Origin of the sequence: Poseidonibacter lekithochrous, from assembly GCF_013283835.1 — a bacterium.
In the GTDB taxonomy this organism is placed as follows: domain Bacteria; phylum Campylobacterota; class Campylobacteria; order Campylobacterales; family Arcobacteraceae; genus Poseidonibacter; species Poseidonibacter lekithochrous.
Genome location: NZ_CP054052.1, coordinates 3,022,453 through 3,043,324, shown reverse-complemented (window position 1 = coordinate 3,043,324; position 20,872 = coordinate 3,022,453). Strand labels below are relative to the sequence as shown.

22 protein-coding genes and 5 tRNA genes are annotated in these 20,872 nt (G+C 30.3%); 21 read left to right on the top strand and 6 right to left on the bottom strand.

Annotated elements, in window-relative coordinates; genetic code table 11:
• Entirely contained in the window at positions 1–1,875 is a 1,875-nt protein-coding gene (locus tag ALEK_RS14725; protein WP_071626829.1) for a peptidoglycan D,D-transpeptidase FtsI family protein, read from the bottom strand.
• A 29-nt stretch (positions 1,876–1,904) separates the two neighbouring features.
• Here ALEK_RS14725 and ALEK_RS14720 point away from each other — a divergent pair, with 29 nt between their 5' ends.
• Together ALEK_RS14720 and ALEK_RS14715 are read left to right on the top strand one after the other, a co-directional pair.
• Entirely contained in the window at positions 1,905–3,146 is a 1,242-nt protein-coding gene (locus ALEK_RS14720) for an FtsW/RodA/SpoVE family cell cycle protein (protein ID WP_071626830.1), read from the top strand.
• A 5-nt stretch (positions 3,147–3,151) separates the two neighbouring features.
• On the top strand, positions 3,152–4,177 hold the full coding sequence (locus ALEK_RS14715; RefSeq protein WP_071626831.1) for a UDP-N-acetylglucosamine--N-acetylmuramyl-(pentapeptide) pyrophosphoryl-undecaprenol N-acetylglucosamine transferase: 1,026 nt from the start codon (positions 3,152–3,154) through the stop codon (positions 4,175–4,177).
• On the opposite strand, the gene ALEK_RS14710 is transcribed toward ALEK_RS14715, so the two are convergent.
• Positions 4,163–4,930 (bottom strand): undecaprenyl-diphosphate phosphatase, encoded by a 768-nt coding sequence (locus ALEK_RS14710; protein WP_071626832.1) that lies wholly within the window; start codon positions 4,928–4,930, stop codon positions 4,163–4,165. The genes ALEK_RS14715 and ALEK_RS14710 overlap by 15 nt on opposite strands.
• Positions 4,930–5,589 carry an MqnA/MqnD/SBP family protein gene (locus tag ALEK_RS14705; protein WP_071626833.1) on the bottom strand — a complete coding sequence of 220 codons (660 nt, stop codon included), beginning with the start codon at positions 5,587–5,589 and terminating at the stop codon, positions 4,930–4,932. The genes ALEK_RS14710 and ALEK_RS14705 overlap by 1 nt, the downstream gene beginning before the upstream one ends.
• A 69-nt stretch (positions 5,590–5,658) precedes the next feature.
• Between ALEK_RS14705 and ALEK_RS14700 the strand changes: the two genes are divergently transcribed.
• The 4 genes from ALEK_RS14700 to glnA all read left to right on the top strand — a co-directional run bounded on the left by ALEK_RS14700 (position 5,659) and on the right by glnA (position 8,787).
• Positions 5,659–5,880, top strand: a complete 222-nt coding sequence (locus tag ALEK_RS14700; RefSeq protein ID WP_071626834.1) for a MoaD/ThiS family protein — start codon at positions 5,659–5,661, stop codon at positions 5,878–5,880.
• A 5-nt stretch (positions 5,881–5,885) separates the two neighbouring features.
• Complete coding sequence (locus ALEK_RS14695; protein WP_228146286.1) at positions 5,886–6,329, top strand: molybdopterin synthase catalytic subunit; 444 nt, start codon at positions 5,886–5,888, stop codon at positions 6,327–6,329.
• 92 nt (positions 6,330–6,421) lie between these two features.
• On the top strand, positions 6,422–7,234 hold the full coding sequence (locus tag ALEK_RS14690; protein ID WP_071626836.1) for a histidinol-phosphatase: 813 nt from the start codon (positions 6,422–6,424) through the stop codon (positions 7,232–7,234).
• Positions 7,235–7,359: 125 nt separating this feature from the next.
• Positions 7,360–8,787, top strand: a complete 1,428-nt coding sequence (gene glnA / locus ALEK_RS14685) for a type I glutamate--ammonia ligase (protein WP_071626837.1) — start codon at positions 7,360–7,362, stop codon at positions 8,785–8,787.
• Between the two features lie 94 nt (positions 8,788–8,881).
• On the opposite strand, the gene ALEK_RS14680 is transcribed toward glnA, so the two are convergent.
• From ALEK_RS14680 to gpmI, 3 genes are read right to left on the bottom strand one after another with little or no spacing between them, the layout of a single operon-like run.
• Positions 8,882–10,858, bottom strand: a complete 1,977-nt coding sequence (locus tag ALEK_RS14680; RefSeq protein ID WP_071626838.1) for a transglycosylase domain-containing protein — start codon at positions 10,856–10,858, stop codon at positions 8,882–8,884.
• 3 nt (positions 10,859–10,861) lie between these two features.
• Entirely contained in the window at positions 10,862–11,557 is a 696-nt protein-coding gene (locus tag ALEK_RS14675; protein ID WP_083574644.1) for an ATP-binding cassette domain-containing protein, read from the bottom strand.
• A gap of 9 nt (positions 11,558–11,566) precedes the next feature.
• A complete protein-coding gene (gpmI, locus tag ALEK_RS14670) occupies positions 11,567–13,042 on the bottom strand; it encodes a 2,3-bisphosphoglycerate-independent phosphoglycerate mutase (protein ID WP_071626839.1) in 1,476 nt (491 codons plus the stop codon).
• A gap of 68 nt (positions 13,043–13,110) precedes the next feature.
• On the opposite strand from gpmI, the gene mraY reads away from it, so the two are divergent.
• The 15 genes from mraY (at position 13,111) to rplL (ending at position 20,730) form a co-directional block, all read left to right on the top strand.
• A complete protein-coding gene (gene mraY / locus ALEK_RS14665) occupies positions 13,111–14,172 on the top strand; it encodes a phospho-N-acetylmuramoyl-pentapeptide-transferase (protein WP_071626840.1) in 1,062 nt (353 codons plus the stop codon).
• A 3-nt stretch (positions 14,173–14,175) separates the two neighbouring features.
• Positions 14,176–15,354 (top strand): UDP-N-acetylmuramoyl-L-alanine--D-glutamate ligase, encoded by a 1,179-nt coding sequence (gene murD / locus ALEK_RS14660; protein ID WP_071626841.1) that lies wholly within the window; start codon positions 14,176–14,178, stop codon positions 15,352–15,354.
• A 38-nt stretch (positions 15,355–15,392) separates the two neighbouring features.
• Positions 15,393–15,468, top strand: a tRNA-Phe gene (locus tag ALEK_RS14655).
• Between the two features lie 18 nt (positions 15,469–15,486).
• Positions 15,487–15,564: transfer RNA gene (locus ALEK_RS14650), tRNA-Thr, on the top strand.
• Positions 15,565–15,625: 61 nt separating this feature from the next.
• Positions 15,626–15,710 (top strand) — tRNA-Tyr (locus tag ALEK_RS14645).
• Between the two features lie 10 nt (positions 15,711–15,720).
• Positions 15,721–15,797 (top strand) — tRNA-Gly (locus ALEK_RS14640).
• Between the two features lie 230 nt (positions 15,798–16,027).
• The gene (gene tuf, locus ALEK_RS14635) at positions 16,028–17,236 is read left to right on the top strand and encodes an elongation factor Tu (protein ID WP_071626842.1); all 1,209 of its coding nucleotides are present in this window, start codon (positions 16,028–16,030) and stop codon (positions 17,234–17,236) included.
• A 10-nt stretch (positions 17,237–17,246) separates the two neighbouring features.
• Positions 17,247–17,417, top strand: a complete 171-nt coding sequence (gene rpmG / locus ALEK_RS14630) for a 50S ribosomal protein L33 (RefSeq protein WP_071626843.1) — start codon at positions 17,247–17,249, stop codon at positions 17,415–17,417.
• A gap of 45 nt (positions 17,418–17,462) precedes the next feature.
• Positions 17,463–17,538, top strand: a tRNA-Trp gene (locus tag ALEK_RS14625).
• A gap of 80 nt (positions 17,539–17,618) precedes the next feature.
• Entirely contained in the window at positions 17,619–17,801 is a 183-nt protein-coding gene (secE, locus tag ALEK_RS14620) for a preprotein translocase subunit SecE (RefSeq protein WP_071626844.1), read from the top strand.
• Between the two features lie 12 nt (positions 17,802–17,813).
• Positions 17,814–18,341 (top strand): transcription termination/antitermination protein NusG, encoded by a 528-nt coding sequence (nusG, locus tag ALEK_RS14615; protein WP_071626845.1) that lies wholly within the window; start codon positions 17,814–17,816, stop codon positions 18,339–18,341.
• Positions 18,342–18,445: 104 nt separating this feature from the next.
• Positions 18,446–18,871: a 50S ribosomal protein L11 gene (rplK, locus tag ALEK_RS14610; RefSeq protein ID WP_071626846.1), complete on the top strand. Its 426-nt coding sequence runs from the start codon at positions 18,446–18,448 to the stop codon at positions 18,869–18,871.
• A 79-nt stretch (positions 18,872–18,950) separates the two neighbouring features.
• On the top strand, positions 18,951–19,649 hold the full coding sequence (rplA, locus tag ALEK_RS14605; protein WP_071626847.1) for a 50S ribosomal protein L1: 699 nt from the start codon (positions 18,951–18,953) through the stop codon (positions 19,647–19,649).
• Positions 19,650–19,809: 160 nt separating this feature from the next.
• Entirely contained in the window at positions 19,810–20,298 is a 489-nt protein-coding gene (gene rplJ, locus ALEK_RS14600) for a 50S ribosomal protein L10 (RefSeq protein ID WP_071626848.1), read from the top strand.
• Positions 20,299–20,358: 60 nt separating this feature from the next.
• A complete protein-coding gene (rplL, locus tag ALEK_RS14595) occupies positions 20,359–20,730 on the top strand; it encodes a 50S ribosomal protein L7/L12 (protein ID WP_071626849.1) in 372 nt (123 codons plus the stop codon).
• The last annotated feature ends 142 nt before the right edge of the window (positions 20,731–20,872 follow it).

The window sequence follows — 20,872 nt, the reverse complement described above, 5'->3', positions numbered from 1 at the left end:
TTAATTTAATTCTTGAATTATATCTTTTTTAGGTGTAAGGTAGTTTAATTTTATTAGGTTCTTTGTGATTTCTCTGAATACTGGTACTGCTGACCACGATGCATAATGATAATACCAATACTTACCTGTTGATATTGGATTGATAACTGTAACACCAATTGTATAAGAATTTTCTCCATCATTAACAAAACCAAAGAATGAAGAAATATATTTTTTTAAATACTTTCCTCTTCTTGCTATTTGTGCTGTACCCGTTTTCCCACCAACTTCAAGTCCTTCAATTCTAGCTGCTTTTCCTGTACCTTGATCAACAGTTTTTACTAATAATCTTTTAATTTCATTTGCTGTTTTTGAAGAAATAATTTTTTCTGCTTTATCATCATATGGTTTATAGTTATTTCCATCATGAATTAAATTAGAAACAATTTTTGGTGTTGTCATATAACCATTATTATTAAATACTGTATAGGATTTAAGTACTTGCATGAATGTGGATGTCATACCTTGCCCATAAGATACGGTAGCTTTAAATACGTTATCTTTCTTTTCTTTATCACCTGCTGCAAATTGCCAAACCTTTGGCATTACACCTTTTTTTTCATAAGGTAAATCAATACCCGTTTTTCTTGTAAATCCAAATCGTTTAAGACCTTCATAAAATTCAGGACCACTTAGTCTTTGAGCTAACTGCAATGTTCCAATATTTGATGAAAAGATTACAATATCATCTAATGTCAAATAATGTTTTTTAAATTGGTGATCATCTTTAATTGTATATCGTCCTAGTTTATATTGTCCTTTTGGATATTCACCTTTTTTATTTGCTTTTCCTTTTGTATTATATGCAAATAATAATTCATCTTTTTTAATTCTATTTTTATCCATAACTAATGCAATAGAAATAGGTTTAATAACTGAACCTGGCTCAAACTGATATTCAATAGCATTCACATTTAGTGATGGAATATCTGATTGTTTTATCTTTTCTGGATTAAACCTATTTGAAGAAGCTAATGTAAGTATTTTCCCTGTTTTACTATCCATAATAGAAACAATGATTTCGTCTGCACCTAATTTTTCTTTGTACATATCAAGAGTTAGTTCATTGTTTTTTTGTAGTTTTAGTGGAATATTTAAATTTAATGTAGCACCATCAACTCTTTTTCTAATTATTGAGTCTTTATCAAATGAGATATATGACAATACATCTCTATTTCCTTTTAGTATTCCATCTTTAGATTCATTTAGAACTTTGTTATAACTTTTTTCTAAACCTTTAATACCTTTAACTTTTGTTTTACCATCTTTTGTTTCAAATTTCGAAATATAACCAACTACTGGTGTTAGAGTATCTTCATATGAAAATAGTCTTTTTTCACCACTTTCACTAATACTTAAGCCTCTTAGGATTTTTCCACCTTTTACTTTTCTAGGAATAAATACTTTTAATTTTCGTAATTTAAATGCTAATTCTTTTAAGTTTTTTGCTGTTCTTGAATCAATATTATATGATAATACTAAGTTTCCAGGTTTTTTAATTTTCTTTAATTTATTTTTTAATTTTTGATAAGGAATGTCACTATAAATTGAAAAAAGATTTAAAAATAATTCAATTTTGTCTTCTGATAAGTGTCTAGTGTCTATTGCAGCTTTATATAATTTTTTTGAAGAGGCTATTTTAAAATTATCTGCACTTACTACATCTCCACGAACTGATAGTTCTTTTTTTGTACTTTGAAGTGTTGGAAGCCTTCTATAATCAGAGATTGTCTTAAATATAGAAATAACTAATATTGATAAGAATAAAAAAATTATTAAAAATAGTATAACAATTTTCTTAGTTTTGTTTATTTTTGTTGTATTGTTTGAAGACATCTTTATCCATAATATTATATAATAAGAGAATGTATTCTAACAAAAATAAGATTAAATCAATAGAAAAAAATCATATTAATAGTAATCCCGATTATCCTTTATTTATATTGGTGTCATTATTAGTAGTATCAAGCATAATATTTTCATATTCTCTTTCAATTTATACAGTTGAGTATTATGGTTATAATCAATTTCATTTTTTCATGAGACAGTGTTTCGTGGGTATAATAGCAATTTTTATAATGTGGGGCTGTTCACAAATTGACCCTGATAAATTAGTTGGAAAAGTTGGTATGACTCTTTTTGGAACCTTCTTTTTACTTATGGCTATTATGCCTATCCTTCCTTCTTCAATGGTGACAGCTGCTGGTGGTGCAAATCGTTGGATTAGATTGCCTGGTTTTTCTTTATCTCCTGTAGAATTTTTTAAAATAGGTTTTATTTATTTTTTATCATGGTCTTTTCATCGTAAAGTAATGGATCAACCAAGAAAAATTGGATTAAAAGATGAAGCATTATTATTAGCTCCATATTTTCTTACCTTTTTTATTGTTGTTTTTATTGTAGCTTTTTTACAAAAGGATTTAGGGCAGGTTGTATTACTAGGAGTAATTTTAGTTGTATTATTGATCTTTGCTAATAGATCTTTTAAAATATTTTTAGTTTTAGGTGGAGTTGCGTTAGTTGGACTTATTGGATTAATTCTTGCTGCTCCTCACAGAATAAAAAGAATTCATTCTTGGTGGGCAATGGTACAAGATGGAATATTATCAATTCTTCCTTCTTGGGCTGAAGGTTATTTACGTATTGATGAATTACCTGAACCTTATCAGGTATCACATTCCTTAAATGCTATGCATAATGGTGGCTTTTTAGGTCAAGGAATTTCTAACGGTGATTTAAAAGTAGGTTTTCTATCTGAAGTTCATACTGACTTTGTATTAGCTGGAATTACAGAAGAGGTTGGTCTACTTGGATTAATTGTTCTAATAAGTATTATTTTTACAATTATTTGGAGAATTTTTAAAATTAGTAGAAGAGTTGAAAATCCTATTTATCATCTATTTACTTTAGGTGTTGCATTAATGATTATAATTGCATTTTTAATTAATTCTTATGGTATTTCGGGAATGATTCCAATCAAAGGTATTGCAGTTCCTTTTTTATCTTATGGTGGATCATCCATGCTCGCAATGTCTTTAGCTATTGGTTTAGTTTTGTCCATTAGTAGAGTTGTAGATAAAAAAAATATTAAAACAAAAAAGGTCTAATTCATATGAATAATACTGTTGTAATTACTGGTGGTGGAACTGGTGGTCATCTGAAAGTTGCTGATGCTTTTATTGATGAATTCATAAAAAGAGATATTGATGTTATTTTTATTGGTTCATCTAATGGTCAAGATAAATCTTGGTTTGAAAATGATAATAGATTAAAAGAGACTTTTTTCTTAGACACTAGAGGTGTTGTTAATAAAAATAAAATAGGAAAAGTTTTATCTTTAAGTAATATCTTTTTGAAAATGATTAAATGTTTATCTATTTATGCTAAATATAAAATTGATACTGTAATTTCTGTAGGTGGATTTTCGGCTGCTGCAGGAACTTTTGCTGCAATTGCTAAACCTGGATGTGAATTGTATATTCACGAACAAAATTCAAAAATGGGGAAACTGAATGAATTAACGGCAAAATTTGCTACTGAAGTTTTTTCATCATTTATTGAAGATTCAAAAATTAAAGATTACCCAGTATCTCAAGAGTTTTTTGATCTAGGGAGAATTAGAAAAGAGATTAAAACTGTAGCCTTTTTTGGTGGTTCTCAAGGTGCTGTTGCTATTAATAATTTTGCTTTAAAAGTTGCTCCTAGATTAAAAGAAGATGGTTATAGAATTATTCATCAAACAGGTAAAAATGACTTTGATAGAGTAAGTGCTGAATATGATAAATTAAAAATGAATGTTGATGTTTTTGGTTTTTCAAAAGAATTACCTAATAAAATGAAAGAAGCAGATTTTGCTGTTAGTCGTGCTGGGGCTTCAACTTTATGGGAAATGTGTGCTACTGGATTACCTTCTTTATTTGTACCATATAAATTCGCAGCAGGTGATCATCAGTACTATAATGCAAAAGATTTAGTAGATAAAAATATTGCTTTTATGTCAAGAGAAAAAGATTTAAATGAAGAGATGTTTTTTAAAGCACTAGATTGTGATGTGGAAAACATTAGTATAAGATTACAGAATTCAATCTCATCTAATGCCACATCTTTAATGGTTGATTATATTTTAGATAAAAGCTAGTAGTAGTAAACCAAAGATTATTCTATATATTCCAAAGGCAATAAAAGTAAAGTTCTCTAGGAATTTTAAGAATAGTTTTATTGCTCCGTAAGCTACAATAAATGATACAACAAAACCTACAGCTAGATTTAAGAAGTTTGCATCTGATAATAACTCTTCATGATGTTTTAATAAATCATAAGCTGTAGTTGCACACATAACAGGGAATGCAAGTAAAAATGAAAATTCAGCACTTGCTTTTCTATTAAGGCCTACTAACATTGCTCCAATAATAGATGAACCTGCTCTTGATGTTCCTGGAATTAAAGCAAAGATTTGAGCAAAACCAATCCATCCAGCTTGTTTATATGTAATATCTTCAACATCTAAGGTATGTGTTTGTTTCTCATCATAAAATTTCTCTACTATTAAAAAGACTATTCCACCAATAATGAACATCCATGCAACTATCTCTATTGAAAACATTGCTTTTACTTGAGATGAAAATAAAAAACCAATTGCCGCTATTGGTAAAAATGCAATAAAAACTTTTGTCCATAAGCTAATATGTGAAAAAGTAAACTTAGATGGATAGTTTAAAATTACAGCTAAAATTGCTGCAAACTGTATAATTACTTCAAATGCTTTATTTACACTTGTTTGTTCTATATTCAAAAATTCACTTGCAACAATTAAATGTCCCGTTGATGAAATAGGTAAAAATTCTGTAATACCTTCAATTACTCCAAGTATTACCGTATCAAGTAGTTCCATTATAAGCCTTTTTCTTTTGTTAATTTTAAGAAGAGTTTTAATGCTCTTTTTTCTTTTATTCCTAAATCATAATCTATTTTTTTTAGATAGTCTAAAATATTTTGTTTTGAAATCCCAGTTCTTTTTGAATATTGTTCTAAAATATATTGTGGAATTTTAATATGTCTTTTATTAAATTTTCTTGTATATTTATCAAGTAGCATTTTATTTGATGAGTAACATAATACTGCAAATACAAAAGGCAAATTGTATTTATCATTCCAAGCTTGAGCTAAATCTATAAAATCTGAGTTTTTATTTGCATGATAATATTTCAATGCCTTATCACCAATTAATACTTGACCTTTGTATCCTAAAACCTTTGCTAAAGCATTTGATGTTTCACTTTGAAAATCATCTTGTTCGTTTCCTGGAATTACTAAAACTGATAAAACATCTTTTTGTGCAATTATTCCAAAATCTAAATTTTTTTCATTTCTTGAAGCTATGGAAGATATAAAAGCACTATCAACTTTTCTTTTTTTATATTTCTTATTTATATTTGATGGATATGATTTTTTATACTCAATTATCGATTTCATCTGACTTGAGGGTATATTCTTTTTTATATATATGTGAAAGGGTAGTAAATTAATAAAGTCTATTTTTGCAAAGATCATTTATAAGTAGTCCTTAAAACTTAAAATTGTTTTGGTATAATAGTAAAAAAATGGTAAAAAGGGCTTAAAATGGTAAAAGTAGAATTTCTTGGACCAATTAATAAAGACTCATTAGAATTAGATATTTCAAATTTATCGCAATTAAGTGAAGTTTTAAAGGGTGATGCTGACGTATCAAATTGGTTAGAAACTTGTGCAGTGGCTATCAATGATACATTAACTACTACAAAAGATGTAAAATTAGAAGATGGAGATAAAGTTTCATTATTACCTCCTGTTTGTGGTGGATGATCACTGTGGAAAATTTAGAATTATTTGAAGGTTCATTACCAGTTGAACAAATTACAAATGATTGGTACAATAAATTTAGAAACTCGAATTATGGTGCTATTATTACATTTGTTGGAGTTGTAAGAGATGAAAATAAAATTGATGGATTATCTTTTGATATTTATGAGCCAATTTTAAATAATTGGTTTAATGCATGGCAAGAAAAAGCTAATAAAAACAATGCAATTGTTTTAATGGCTCATTCAAAAGGTGATGTTTTAAATCATGAAAGTTCGTATATCGCAGCTGTATGTTCTCCTAAAAGAAGAGTTGCATTGGAAATGATTGATGAATTTGTTGAGGACTTTAAAGCTCAAGCACCAATTTGGAAATATGATATTATTAATGGAAAAAGAGAATATGCATTAGATAGAAGTACTGCTATTACTGGTGCTGGTATTCTAAACTAAGATTTAATCTAATCTTACTTACTTTAATTTGGAAATATCATTTTGGTATTTCCAAGTTTTAACTTATAAAAAATCAAAAAAAAGTAGTTATTATGAGAGTCGATTTACACAATCATACTATATTATGTAATCATGCAGAAGGTACTGTAAAAGAGTATATAGAAAAAGCAATATCTTTAGGTATTGATGTTTATGGTTTTACAGATCATGCTCCAATGGATTATGATCCAAAATATAGAATGGATATTATACATAAAGAGTTTTATGAGAATAATGTTTTATATTTAAAAGAATTATATAAAAATGATATAGAAATATTATTAGGATATGAAGTTGACTTTATGCAAAATATTCCAATGTTAAAAGAAGTATTAAATGCTAAAGTTGATTATCTTATTGGATCTATTCATTTTCTTGAACCAAAGATAAAAACAAGTAATGATAATGAACCATGGGGATTTGATAATCCTGAATTTATTGGTAAATACAAAAAGCAAAATATAGATGATATCTGGATAGATTATTTTGATGTTGTAAAAGCAATGGCAGACTCAAATCATTTTGATGTTGTTGGCCATTTAGATTTAATAAAAGTATTTAAATTCTTACCAAATAAAGATATTAAAATTATTGCAACAGATGCACTAAAAGCAATTAAAAAAGCAAATATGGTTATAGAGATTAATTCTGCAGGTTTACGAAAACCTATTGCTGAACAATATCCTTCAAAAGATTTACTTGAATTAGCATATGAAATGGATATTCCTATTACCTTTTCTTCTGATGCTCATAGTGTTGATCAAATTGGATTTTCTTATGATAAGGTTACCTCTCTTGCTAAAGAGATAGGTTATACTAAATGTGCTACTTTTAAAGCTAAGGATAGACAACTAGTTACTTTTTAAACAAAAAACGTATAAAAAAATATACTATTTTTCAATTATTGTATATTTTTTATACAGTTCTTTTATCTTATTCTTTTTTATTTTTGATACAATATTTACATTAATTATTACAAGGAGCAAAACCTATGGGTAAATTTGTTAACAATACTGAAGAGTTTTTTAAATATTGTGAAGAGAATGAAGTAAAATTCGTTGATTTTAGATTTACAGATATGAAGGGTATGTGGCACCATATCTCATATATGATGAGTGCTGTTACTGCAGAACAATTAGAGTTTGGTATGCCTTTTGATGGTTCATCTGTTGATGCATGGCAACCAATTAATAAATCAGATATGATTTTAAAGCCAGATGTTGGGACTACTTTTATAGATCCTTTTACTGCTGATTCTACAGTTATTATGATCTGTGACGTTTATGACATTTACAAGGGTGAAATGTATGAAAAATGTCCAAGATCTATTGCTAAAAAAGCATTAACACACCTTTCTGAGTCTGGTGTTGGTGATGTTGCATATTTCGGACCTGAAAATGAATTCTTTATTTTTGATGATGTAAAAATCATTGATTCTGTAAATGAGTCATATTATAAAGTTGATTCTGAAGAGGGTGAATGGTCTGATGCAACTGATTTCGAATTAGGAAACATGGGTCATAGACCAAGAACTAAAGGTGGTTACTTCCCAGTACAACCAACAGATTCAATGGTAGATTTAAGAGCTGAAATGATGCAAGTTCTTGAGCAAGTTGGATTAGAAGTTATTTTAGGACACCACGAAGTTGCACAAGCTCAAGGTGAAATTGGTATTGTTTTTGATGGATTAATCGAAGCTGCTGATAATGTTCAAAAATATAAATATGTTTGTAAAATGGTTGCACACTTAAATGGTAAATCTTGTACATTTATGCCTAAACCATTATTTGGTGATAACGGTAATGGTATGCACGTTCACCAATCAATCTGGAAAGATGGAAGAAACTTATTCTATACAGAAGGTGAGTACGGTAACCTTTCTGAAATGGCTAGACATTATGTAGGTGGAATTTTCAAACACGCTAGAGCAGTTGCTGCATTTACAAACCCATCAACTAACTCTTACAAAAGATTAATTCCAGGATTCGAAGCTCCTTCAATCTTAACTTACTCTTCTCAAAATAGATCTGCTTCTTGTAGAGTTCCTTATGGAGCTGGTGAAAAAGCAACAAGAATTGAAATGAGATTCCCAGATTCAACTGCTTGTCCTTATTTAGCATTTGCTGCTATGTTAATGGCTGGACTTGATGGTATTGCTAATAAAACTGAACCTATTGGTCCAATGGATGAAGATTTATTCGAAATGCCTTTAGATGAAATTAGAGAGAGAAATATCCCTCAAATGCCTCACACATTAAGAGGTTCATTAGAAGCTTTAATTAGAGATAATGATTTCTTACAACCAGTATTTACTAAAGATATGGTAGATACATACCAACACTATAAATTTGAAACTCAGGTTCACCCTGACGAAGCTAGACCAACAGCATTCGAATTCAAAACTACTTATTCTTGTTAATAAGTTATTAGTAAATAAAAAAGGCAAGTTCATTATGAACTTGCCTTTTTTTATGTCTATTAATTTAATAAGTAAATAAATACTTAGCTAGGAATTAAAATTCCATAGCTTCTTCATCTGGATTTTCTGGTTGAATTTCTATTTCTATTTCTGGTAGAGGAGATGTTTCTGTATAATATTCAGTTCTACCTTTAATTTTTGATTCATAAACATTTTGGGGTTTAACAAATTCTCTTTGTATTTCAGGGTGAAGCTCTAAATACTTTTTATAGTAATAGGCAAAAGCAGGTGCTGCTATTCCTCCACCAGTTTCACTTTTTCTCATTGGTTTATTATTATCGTTTCCAAACCATACAATTGTTTGAATTGAAGGTGAATAACCACAGAACCATGCATCAACATTGTTGTTTGTTGTTCCTGTTTTTCCAGCAAGTGCTAAGCCTTTAACTCTTGCTTTTCTTCCCGTTCCTCTATTTACAGTATCATTTAATATTGATGTAATTAAGTAACTTTGTTCAGGAGTATTAATTACTTTTGTTTGAGGTTCAAAGGTTACACTTTCACCTTCTGTATTTGTAATTTGCTCTACTAAATACGGTTTAACTTGTATTCCATTATTTGCAAAGGGACTATAGTATTCACTTAATTCTAAAGGAGAAGCTGACATTGAACCAAGAGTTATTGATAAATCATGTGGCATATCTTTGAAGCCATAAGATTCTAAACCTTGATACATAACTGAAATACCCGTATCTGTTACTAAGTTTACAGTTGATAAGTTTCTAGATTGAATAAGAGAGTTTCTTAAACTAATAAAACCTTTAAAGTTTCCACCATAGTTTCTTGGTTGCCATTTTTTCTCTTCCCCTTCATTATCTTTATAATCATAAGTTCTTGAAATATCAACTAAAGTAGATGCTGGATTTAATCCTTCATTTAAAGCTGTTTGATATAAAAACGGTTTAATAGAAGATCCAGGTTGTCTTTTTGATTGAACTGCTCTATTAAACATTGATTTCGTGTAATCAATTCCACCAACTAAAGCTAAGATTTTTCCCGTTTTACTATCTATTGAAACTAACGCTCCATTTAACTCTTTGATAAATGAATCATCATCTGGTGTTTTTAATAAACCTCTAAAGTATAAATCACGTTTTAGTGCTGCTTCATATGAACTTTTTAAAGCTTCTTTAGCAATATTTTGTGCATCTAAATCAATAGTTAATTTAATTTTGTATCCACCATATGTAATATCTGGAATATCTTTCTTTAATAATTTAATTGCATAATCAATAATAAATGGAGCTTTATTTTTTGTAAGTGTTTGGTTATATATCGTAGGAATGTCTTTTATTGCATTATTATATTGATCTTTGCTAATCCATCCCAATGTATTTAGTCTTGTTACAACTTGATTTGCTCTTGCTAATGAAATTTTTAGATTTTTAGTTGGGTCATAAAAACTAGGAGCTCTAGGAAGTCCAACTAATATTGCCATTTCTTTTAATGATAATTCATATAAATCTTTATTAAAATATCCTCTAGCCGCTGTTCTAATACCATAATAACCATGACCAAAATACACATGATTTAAATATCTCTCAAGAATTTCTTCTTTTGTAAGAATAGTTTCTAGTCTAATTGCAAGTAGGGCTTCTTTAACTTTTCTGATTAATTTTTTTTCTCTTGTTAATACAATCATTTTAACCAATTGTTGAGTTAAAGTACTAGCACCCTCCACAAAACCACCAGCTTTTATATCTTTTATAATAGCTCTTGATATGGCATCTGGATTTATTCCATGATGCTCAAAATACTGCGTATCTTCAATGGCAACTAAACCTTCAATGATTTTTGCTGGAATATCATCATATTTTACATACTCTCTATTTTCACCCTTGAATGTATTAGCAATTAATCTGCCTTTATTATCAAAAAATTGAGTACTTTGCTTTGGATTATAGTTTACAATTTTATCAACATCATGTTTAATACCATCATATAAATTGTAAAGCCATCCAAGTGCAGATAGTCCAAGTATTACAAAGAAAGCAAAAATGTATTTAATCATTTATTAAGTCCTGAAAGTTTTATTTTTAAAAGTAGAATTTATTAATGTTTTTGTGTAAGTATGTTTTGGGTTATTTAAAATATCTTCAGTTTTTCCCATTTCAACTATACTACCATCTTTAATAATGATAATTTCTTCACATAATGTTTTAATAGATTCTATGTCATGTGTAACAAAAAGAATTAAAATATTTAATTTTTTTATTAATTGATCAATCAACCCTATAATATTATTTCTATTTTGAATATCTAAAGCAGTTGTTGGCTCATCAAGTAATAAGAATTTGATGTCTTTACTTAGAGCAATTGCAATAATAACTCTTTGTATTTGTCCTCCACTTAATTGATTTGGGAATTTATTTAATACCCAAGTATCTAAATCAACAAGTTTTAATACTTCTTCTTTTCTTTTATCATCACAAAAAAATTGTTTATCTATTTTTGTCATTGGTGAGAGAGAAGTAAAAGGATTTTGTGGAATAAAACCTATAGATTCAGAATTTAAAGTAAAACTTGAATCTATTTGTTTATTTGCATCTAGTGTATTAGGGAGAAGATTTAGTAAAGCCTTTAATGTTAAAGACTTTCCACTTCCACTCTCCCCAATTAATGCTGTAGAGTTTGATATATTAAATGATAAATTAACTAATGTATTACCATTATGTTTAATTTCAAGTTTTTTTATATCAATTTTATTCATATGAATGCTTTATATAAGACTAGAATCCATTTCACTTGGAACTTCTAATCCCATTAATTCTAAAACAGTTGGCGCAATATTATTTAAACTTCCTGCTTTAACTTGTGAAACATTTTCAGACATTACAAAACAGTAAACATCTCCTACTGTATGATTAGTTAATTTATTACCATTTTCATCTCTCATCATTTCACAGTTACCATGATCAGATGTTAAAATTAGATTGTAACCCTTTTCTTTTGCTTTTTCAATAATTTGTCTAAGCTCATAATCAACAGCTTCAACAGCTTTAATACCTGCTTCATAAACACCAGTATGTCCAACCATATCACCATTTGCAAAGTTTACAACTATAAAGTCAGTTTCTTCATCCATTGATGTTCTAACTGCAGTTCCAACTTCAGGTGCTGACATTTGAGGTTGTAAGTCATATGTTGCTACATCAGGTGAAGGAATTAAAACTCTAGATTCATTTAACATAGGCTCTTCAACCCCACCATTAAAGAAAAATGTTACATGCGCGTATTTTTCTGTTTCAGCAGTATGTAATTGAGATAATCCCGCATTTGATATTACTTCCGCTAGAGTATTTTTAGGTGTGTCTTTTGGGAATAACACAGGTAATGGTAAGTTTTTATCATATTGAGTCATAGTAGCAATATTTAATTTACCAGCAAATCTTGGGAAATGTGAAAAGTTTGAATTCGCAAAAGCTGAAGAGATTTCTCTCATTCTATCTGATCTAAAGTTACAGAAAATAATTCCATCATTCTCTTTTAATCCGTTGTAACCATTAAAAGCACATGGAACAATAAATTCATCAAAAATATCTTCTTTATATGAATCTGCAATATAATCTAATTCAGATTTATTTGACATAGGTAATCCAATACTAATTGCATCATGTCCTTTTTGAACTCTATCCCATCTTGAATCCCTATCCATTGTATAGTATCTTCCAGATAATGTTGCAATCTTAATATCTTCATCACAAATTGAAAGAATTTCTTCTATATATTTAGATGCACAATCAGGAGCCACATCTCGTCCATCTGTAATCATATGTAAAAATACTTTTTTACCATTTTCTTTTGCAAGTTTTGCTGTTGCAATAATATGATTTATATGTGAGTGAACACCTCCATCACTTAATAGTCCAACTAAGTGAATATCATTTGATGAATTAATTGTCTCATTTAATAGTGTATTGTCTTTTAATGTATCTTCTTTAATTGCAATATTGATTTTTACTAAATCTTGATAAAGCGTTCTACCACATCCAATTGTCATATGTCCTACTTCTGAATTACCCATTTGCCCATCAGGTAAGCCTACATGTTCACCATAAGTATGAATTAGTGAGTAAGGAACATTTTTAAATAAATTATCGTACGTTGGAGTGTTTGCATTATTAAATGCATTGTATTTATTTGAATCATTATGTCCAATTCCATCTGTAATTACTAGAATTGTTTTGTTTGCCATTGTTTAACCCTTTTAAAAACTATAATATAATATAATCGCAGGAATTATATCAAAACGAAGGTTTAAGTTTGTTTTATTGGTTTTATAGACATTTAGATATCAATATTTTTCAATATATTTCAATTAGAGCAGGGATTAGTTTTTTTGTTGCATTTTTATTAACTATGTATTTACTTCCAAAGTTTATATCATGGGCTAAATCAAAAAAAGCATCACAACCAATCTATGAACATGCTCCTGATTCTCATAAAGAAAAAGCAGGAACTCCAACAATGGGTGGAGTAGTTTTCATATTTGCTACATTAATAGCTACATTATTAACAGCAAAGTTAAATAACTTTTATATCTGTGGGGGATTGCTAACTATTGCATTATTCTCTCTAATAGGTATTCAAGATGATTATTCAAAGATTTCAAATAACAAAAATGATGCAGGATTAAGTGCAAGAGCAAAACTTGCATTACAATTCTTAGCAGCACTTGCAGTGATAGTTGTACTTTTTGTTTATAATCATACAACTACATTATATACACCATTTTATAAATTACCTATATTTGATATGGGATTATTTGCAATTGTATTTTGGATGTTGGTTATAGTTGCAGCTTCTAATGCTGTTAACTTAACTGATGGTTTAGATGGATTAGCTACAGTTCCTTCTATTATGGCATTTTTTACACTGTCAGTATTAGTTTATATTACGGGCCATGCAGTAATTGCTGGATACCTTTTATTGCCTAATATTCAAATAGCAGGTGAATTAGCAATTATGGGTGCTGCAATTTCAGGCTCATTAATTGCTTTTCTTTGGTTCAATTCTCATCCAGCACAGGTATTTATGGGAGATTCTGGATCACTGCCAATTGGAGCTTTTTTAGGTTATATGGCAATTGTTGCTAAGTCTGAAATTTTATTAGTAGTAATTGGTTTTATTTTTGTACTTGAAACTGTATCTGTAATACTTCAAGTTGGTTCTTATAAATTAAGACAAAAAAGAGTTTTCCTTATGGCTCCTATACACCATCATTTTGAACAAAAAGGTTGGAAAGAAAATAAAATTATCGTAAGATTTTGGATAATATCTTTTATGACAAACTTATTTGCTCTAATGAGTCTAAAAATTAGGTAGATAATGAAAGTTAATAATAAAGCAATTAGAGTATTAGGTAAAGGTTTAACAGCACAAGCTATTAAAGATGTTTATCCTAATGCTTTATTATATGATGATAGTGATTTCTCATCATATGATACAAACTCAAATGAAATTACTGTTGTAAGCCCTGGAATCCCACCTCATAATCAAATGGTTTTAAACTCAAAGAATGTGCAAAGTGATTATGACTTATATAGTGATGATATGCCTTTCTCAATTTGGATATCTGGAACTAATGGTAAAACTACAACAACTCAAATGTGTCAACATATATTAGAAGTTTATAATAGTGTATATGGTGGTAATATTGGAACACCTCTAAGTAAACTAGATGAGAATTCATCTATATGGATTCTAGAAACATCATCTTTTACTTTACATTATACGAATAAGGCAAAACCTAATTTATATATTTTATTACCAATTAGTGAAGATCACATTACTTGGCATGGAAATTATGAAGAGTACAAAGCCTCTAAAATAAAACCAGTGCTAACAATGAATGAAAATGAAATTGCTATAGTTCCTGATGAGTTTAAAGATATTAAAACTAATGCAAAACTTATTACTTATAAAAATAGTGATGATCTATGTGAATACTTTAATATAGATAGAACAAAAATTAAATTTAAAGAACCATTTCTTTTAGATGCTCTTTTAGCATTAGCAAGTAAAAAGATTTTATTTGATGAAATTGATTATGAAAGAATTAATACCTTTACTATTGATGAACATAAAGTAGAAGAGTTTAATGATTCACAGAAAAGATTGTGGATAAATGACTCAAAAGCTACTAATGTTGATGCAACAATTAATGCTCTTTATTCATATAAAGAGATGGAAATTCACTTGATTTTAGGTGGAGATGACAAGGGTGCAAATTTATTACCATTATTTGATTATATAAAAGACTTGGATATCCATGTGTATGCGATTGGCTCGAATACAGAAAAAATAAAAAATTATTGTAATAATTATAAAATTAACGTGAACAAATGTGAAATTTTAAAGAATGCAGTAGAAATTATTGATACAAAATTAGACCTAAAAGGTGTTGGAATACTGTCTCCTTCGGCAGCTTCACTAGATCAATACACTTCATATTCAGCTCGTGGAAAAGAATTCAAGAATTTAGTAAATAATTTAAGTAAACTTTAATATACATCTGTATATAATTTCACTCCAATTTAGGTAGTGGCGCGATAGCTCAGTCGGTAGAGCAATGGATTGAAAATCCATGTGTCGACAGTTCGATTCTGTCTCGAGCCACCATTTTTAAATTGTACGGATGCTGGTGTAGCTCAGCTTGGCTAGAGCAGCTGATTTGTAATCAGCAGGTCGGGGGTTCAAGTCCCTTCACCAGCTCCATTTTTTTATGTCCTGCGTAGTCCTTGAGACCAGCGCTTGACCAGAACAATAAATTTTCAACGGTGAGGTTGGAGAGTGGTCAAATCCTGCGGATTGTAAATCCGCCGCCTTAGGCTTCGAAGGTTCAAATCCTTCTCTCACCACCATATAATGAGCGCGGGAATAGCTCAGTTGGCTAGAGCCTCTGCCTTCCAAGCAGATTGTCGCGAGTTCGAGTCTCGTTTCCCGCTCCATTTATTTTATTGATTACTGGGAGCTGAGTTATAAGCGCATATTTTTTATAACTCTACAATTATTTACTCCCTTTAAAGTCTTTTTTAGTATTAATTAAATATAATACACGTCACAAAAGTATATTTGTAGAAAATATACAAAATAATAATAACAAATCCCCTCTGAATAGAGAAGCTAATGGGCTTATCTACTCAGAGGGCAATAATCACAATTTAGAAGGGGAATTTCTATGGCAAAAGAAAAATTCGAACGAAGCAAACCGCACGTTAACATTGGAACAATTGGTCACGTTGACCACGGTAAAACTACATTAACAGCAGCTATCACTATGTGTTTAGGGCTTAAAAATGGTCAAGCTACTATGGATTACGATCAAATTGATAACGCTCCAGAAGAAAGAGAAAGAGGAATTACTATTGCTACTTCTCACGTTGAGTACGAAACTGAAACTAGACACTACGCTCACGTAGATTGTCCAGGTCACGCCGATTACGTTAAAAACATGATTACTGGTGCTGCACAAATGGATGGAGCTATTTTAGTAATTGCTTCAACTGATGGTCCTATGGCACAAACAAGAGAGCATATCTTATTATCTAAGCAAGTAGGTGTACCTTACATTGTTGTATTCTTAAACAAAGAAGATCAATTAGATGACGAAGATAAAGAAGAAATGTTAGAATTAGTTGAAATGGAAGTAAGAGAATTACTTTCTGAGTATGACTTCCCAGGTGACGATACTCCAATCGTAGCTGGATCTGCATTCCAAGCATTAGAAGAAGCTAAAGCTGGTACAGCTGGTGAATGGTCTGAAAAGATTTATAACCTAATGAACGAAGTTGATGCTTATATCCCAACTCCACAAAGAGATACTGATAAAGATTTCTTAATGCCTGTTGAAGATGTATTCTCTATCTCTGGAAGAGGAACAGTTGTAACTGGTGCTATTTCTAAAGGTACAATTAAATTAGGTGAATCTATTGAAATCGTTGGATTAAAAGATACTCAAACTACTACAGTTACTGGTATTGAAATGTTCAGAAAAGAAATGGAATACGCTGAAGCTGGTGATAACGCTGGTATCTTAATTAGAGGTATTAAAAAAGAAGAAGTTCAAAGAGGACAAGTTCTTATTAAGCCAGGTACAATTACTCCACACACTGAATTCAGATGTGAAGTATATATCCTTTCTAAAGAGGAAGGTGGTAGACACACTCCATTCTTCTCAGGATACAGACCGCAATTCTATGTAAGAACTACTGATGTTACTGGTTCTTGTACTTTACCAGAGGGAACTGAAATGGTTATGCCTGGTGATAACGTTGAAATGACTGTTAAACTTGTTGCTCCAATCGCTCTTGAAAAGGGAACTCAGTTCGCTATTAGAGAAGGTGGTAGAACAGTAGGTGCAGGTGTTGTTGCTGAAATCCTTGTGTAAGGAATTTTAGATGGCAAACGGTAATAGAATTAAAATCGGATTAAAATGTCAAGAGTGTGGTGATATTAACTACACTACGACTAAAAACCCTAAGACTCATACTGAAAAGTTTGAGACTAAGAAATATAGTCCTAGATTAAAAAAACATACTTCTCATAAAGAAGTAAAATTAAAGTCGTAAGACTTTAATTTAAAGGTCTGCATCTAGCAGGCCTTCTTTTCAAGCAGGTCAGTAGCTCCAATGGTAGAGCGCCGGATTCCAAATCCGACGGCTGTGGGTTCGAGTCCCTCCTGGCCTGCCACTATAAATTTTTTTAAAAGTAGTATAGACTGTTTTTAAAAGAATTTACAAGCTTATTTTCATTTATACTTGGAGTCAATTGTGAACAAATTAAAAACTTATTATAAAAATGCTAAAGAAGAGTTATTTAAAGTAATTTTTCCTATAAAAGAACAAATTAGATCTGCATATTTATCTGTATTTATCGTAGTGACTGTAATATCACTATTCTTAGCACTGATTGACGCAGTTATGTCTTTAAGCTTATCTTCTGTAATGAACTAAGGATAATATATAATGGCACAAAATTGGTATGCAATTCAAACTTACTCTGGGAGTGAGTTGTCTGTTAAAAGAGCTCTTCTTCAACTAGCAGAAGAAATGGCTGATGGTAAAATTTCAGAAGTATTAGTTCCAACTGAAGATTTAATTGAGATTAAAAAAGGTAAAAAGTCAATCGTAGAGAGACCTTTATACCCAGCTTACGCATTTGCTAAGATTGATCTAGATACTGCATTATGGCATAGAATTCAATCAATGCCAAGAGTTGGTAGATTCATTGGTGAATCTAAAAAACCTACTCCATTATCTGACAGAGATATTAAAGCTATTTTAGACAAAGTTGAAAATAGAGCTGCTGCTAAACCAAAAGTTTCATTTGATGAAGGTGAAATGGTTAGAATAAACGAAGGTCCATTTGCAAACTTTAATGGTGTTGTGGAAGACTTCGATATGGCTTCAGGAATATTAAAATTAAATGTTTCTATTTTCGGTAGAAATACACCAGTTGAAATTTCATACTCTCAAGTAGAAAGAGTAGTATAAATTTCACTTTCTAGGCATTAGGCAAAAAAACTTGCTTCTTCATTATAGTTTTCTTGCCTAATGCCTAAATCATTAACAAATTAAAAAATAAAAGGATAATTAGCATGGCTAAAAAAGTAACTGGAATACTTAAATTACAAATCCCTGCTGGTGCTGCAAACCCATCACCACCTGTTGGACCTGCATTAGGTCAAAGAGGTATCAATATCATGGAATTCTGTAAAGCATTCAATGAAAAAACTAAAGATAAAAGTGGATTTAACATCCCTGTAGAAATTACTGTTTATTCAGACAAAAGTTTTACATTTGTTTTAAAACAACCACCAATGACTGACTTAATTAAGAAGGCTGCTGGAATCAAAAAAGGTTCTGATAATCCTTTAAAAAATAAAATTGCTTCTTTAACTAAAGAGCAAGTTTTAGAAATCGTTGAAATGAAAATCGCTGATTTAAATACAAACGATAAAGAACAAGCTGCAAAAATTGTTGCTGGTTCAGCTAGATCAATGGGAATTACTACAGAATTATAATATTCTAATTAGTAAAATAGGTCTTACCGCCAGACTTGAAATGGCGGTAGCAAAAAAATAATTCATTGCGGAGAACAAAATGGCAAAAATTTCAAAAAGATATAAAGCTTTATCAGAAAAAATTGAAGAAAGAGATTACTCTTTCGCTGAAGCTTGTAGTTTAGTTAAAAACTTAGCATCTGCTAAATTCGACGAGTCAGTTGAAGTTTCTTTAAACTTAAACGTTGACCCAAGACATGCAGATCAAATGATTAGAGGTGCAGTTGTACTTCCAAACGGAACTGGTAAAACTGTAAGAGTTGCAGTTTTCGCTAAAGGTGCTAAAGTTGATGAAGCTAAAGCAGCTGGTGCAGATATCGTTGGAAATGATGATTTAGTTGAAGCTGTTCAAGGTGGAGAAATCAACTTTGACGTATTAATTGCAACTCCTGATTGTATGGGATTAGTTGGTAAACTAGGTAGAATCTTAGGACCAAAAGGTTTAATGCCTAACCCTAAAACTGGTACTGTAACTATGGACGTAACTAAAGCTGTTAATGATGCTAAAGGTGGTCAAGTTGCATATAGAGTTGATAAAAAAGGTAACATGCAAGCTGCAGTTGGTAAAGTGTCATTCTCTGAAGAAGCGATTAAAGAAAATATAGAATCTTTCATTGCTGCTATTAATAAAGCGAAGCCTTCATCTGCTAAAGGTAGATATATCGCTAACGCTGCATTCTCATTAACTATGTCACCATCTGTTAATGTTGATACATCAGAATTAATGGACATTAAATAAGCTTATAGCCTATTTAACATTCAATAGTGAAGATATTTTTATATCTTCACGTTTGAGTGTTCAAAGCACTACATTAAAAACTGAAGATAGCCGGTAAAATACATACTCCTGTATTTTGTAAGACCTGCTGAAGTTGGATGTTTTGGAAGGAGATATATAAATGACTAAACAACAAAAATCTGAAGTAGTTGATTTTTTAACAGGTGAATTCAAAGAGTCTCAAGCTATCGTAGTTTGTGATTATAAAGGACTTACTCATAAAGAATTAGAAACTTTAAGAAACGATGCTAGAGAAAATGGTGCCAAAGTTCAAGTTGCTAAAAACACATTAGTTACAGTTGCTGTAAGAAATGCTGAATTAGGTGATATTGAATTATCTGGAACTAATATTTTCTTATGGTCTGATGATCAAATTTCTGCTTGTAAAGTTGCTGATAAATTCGCAATGGCAAACAAAGATAAATTTGAAATCAAATCAGGTATCATCGAAGGTGAAATTTCTGATATTGCTAGAGTTAATGCGTTCGCTAAATTACCATCTAGAGAAGAACTTCTTGGTATGCTTGCTGCTACATGGATGGCTCCAGTTCAAAACTTTACAATTGGACTTGATGCACTTAGCAAGAAAAAAGAAGAAGAGGCAGCTTAATACATATTAAGCAGTTAACAAATAATTAAAATAAAATAATAAAAATTAAGGAAAAATGAAATGGCAATTTCTAAAGAAGACGTATTAGAATACATCTCTAACTTATCTGTATTAGAGCTTTCTGAATTAGTAAAAGAATTCGAAGAAAAATTTGGAGTATCTGCACAGCCTGTTGCTGTAGCTGGTGCTGCTGGTGGAGCTGTTGAAGCTGCTGAAGAGCAAACAGAATTCAACGTAGTATTAAAAGATGCTGGTGCTAAGAAAATTAACGTAATTAAAGTAATTAGAGCGTTAACAGGTCTTGGATTAAAAGAAGCTAAAGGTATGGCTGAAGAAGCTGGAGCTGTTGTTAAAGAAGGAATTTCTAAAGACGACGCTGAAGCTGCAAAAGCTGACTTAGAAGGTGCTGGAGCAACTGTAGAATTAGTATAATTCTCCCATCTCACTTTTAAACGTACACAAGGCGACGGCCTTGTGTAAAGATTAGCATCTTTGAAGGCTAAGGTTAGAATTTACCCAAAATTTTAACCCTATCCTTTAGGGATGCTTTTGTGCTTTATAATAAAAGCTAAAA

What these genes read in the sequence shown, in the direction of transcription:
- rplK (WP_071626846.1), top strand. Translation starts at nt 18,446, where the DNA reads ATGGCTAAAAAAGTAACTGGAATACTTAAATTACAAATCCCTGCTGGT.
- ALEK_RS14710 (WP_071626832.1), bottom strand. Translation starts at nt 4,930, where the DNA reads ATGGAACTACTTGATACGGTAATACTTGGAGTAATTGAAGGTATTACA.
- tuf (WP_071626842.1), top strand. Translation starts at nt 16,028, where the DNA reads ATGGCAAAAGAAAAATTCGAACGAAGCAAACCGCACGTTAACATTGGA.
- ALEK_RS14700 (WP_071626834.1), top strand. Translation starts at nt 5,659, where the DNA reads ATGGTAAAAGTAGAATTTCTTGGACCAATTAATAAAGACTCATTAGAA.
- rplJ (WP_071626848.1), top strand. Translation starts at nt 19,810, where the DNA reads ATGACTAAACAACAAAAATCTGAAGTAGTTGATTTTTTAACAGGTGAA.
- ALEK_RS14680 (WP_071626838.1), bottom strand. Translation starts at nt 10,858, where the DNA reads ATGATTAAATACATTTTTGCTTTCTTTGTAATACTTGGACTATCTGCA.
- rplL (WP_071626849.1), top strand. Translation starts at nt 20,359, where the DNA reads ATGGCAATTTCTAAAGAAGACGTATTAGAATACATCTCTAACTTATCT.
- ALEK_RS14715 (WP_071626831.1), top strand. Translation starts at nt 3,152, where the DNA reads ATGAATAATACTGTTGTAATTACTGGTGGTGGAACTGGTGGTCATCTG.
- glnA (WP_071626837.1), top strand. Translation starts at nt 7,360, where the DNA reads ATGGGTAAATTTGTTAACAATACTGAAGAGTTTTTTAAATATTGTGAA.
- ALEK_RS14675 (WP_083574644.1), bottom strand. Translation starts at nt 11,557, where the DNA reads ATGAATAAAATTGATATAAAAAAACTTGAAATTAAACATAATGGTAAT.
- gpmI (WP_071626839.1), bottom strand. Translation starts at nt 13,042, where the DNA reads ATGGCAAACAAAACAATTCTAGTAATTACAGATGGAATTGGACATAAT.
- ALEK_RS14690 (WP_071626836.1), top strand. Translation starts at nt 6,422, where the DNA reads ATGAGAGTCGATTTACACAATCATACTATATTATGTAATCATGCAGAA.
- rplA (WP_071626847.1), top strand. Translation starts at nt 18,951, where the DNA reads ATGGCAAAAATTTCAAAAAGATATAAAGCTTTATCAGAAAAAATTGAA.
- murD (WP_071626841.1), top strand. Translation starts at nt 14,176, where the DNA reads ATGAAAGTTAATAATAAAGCAATTAGAGTATTAGGTAAAGGTTTAACA.
- rpmG (WP_071626843.1), top strand. Translation starts at nt 17,247, where the DNA reads ATGGCAAACGGTAATAGAATTAAAATCGGATTAAAATGTCAAGAGTGT.
- ALEK_RS14725 (WP_071626829.1), bottom strand. Translation starts at nt 1,875, where the DNA reads ATGTCTTCAAACAATACAACAAAAATAAACAAAACTAAGAAAATTGTT.
- ALEK_RS14720 (WP_071626830.1), top strand. Translation starts at nt 1,905, where the DNA reads ATGTATTCTAACAAAAATAAGATTAAATCAATAGAAAAAAATCATATT.
- ALEK_RS14705 (WP_071626833.1), bottom strand. Translation starts at nt 5,589, where the DNA reads ATGATCTTTGCAAAAATAGACTTTATTAATTTACTACCCTTTCACATA.
- nusG (WP_071626845.1), top strand. Translation starts at nt 17,814, where the DNA reads ATGGCACAAAATTGGTATGCAATTCAAACTTACTCTGGGAGTGAGTTG.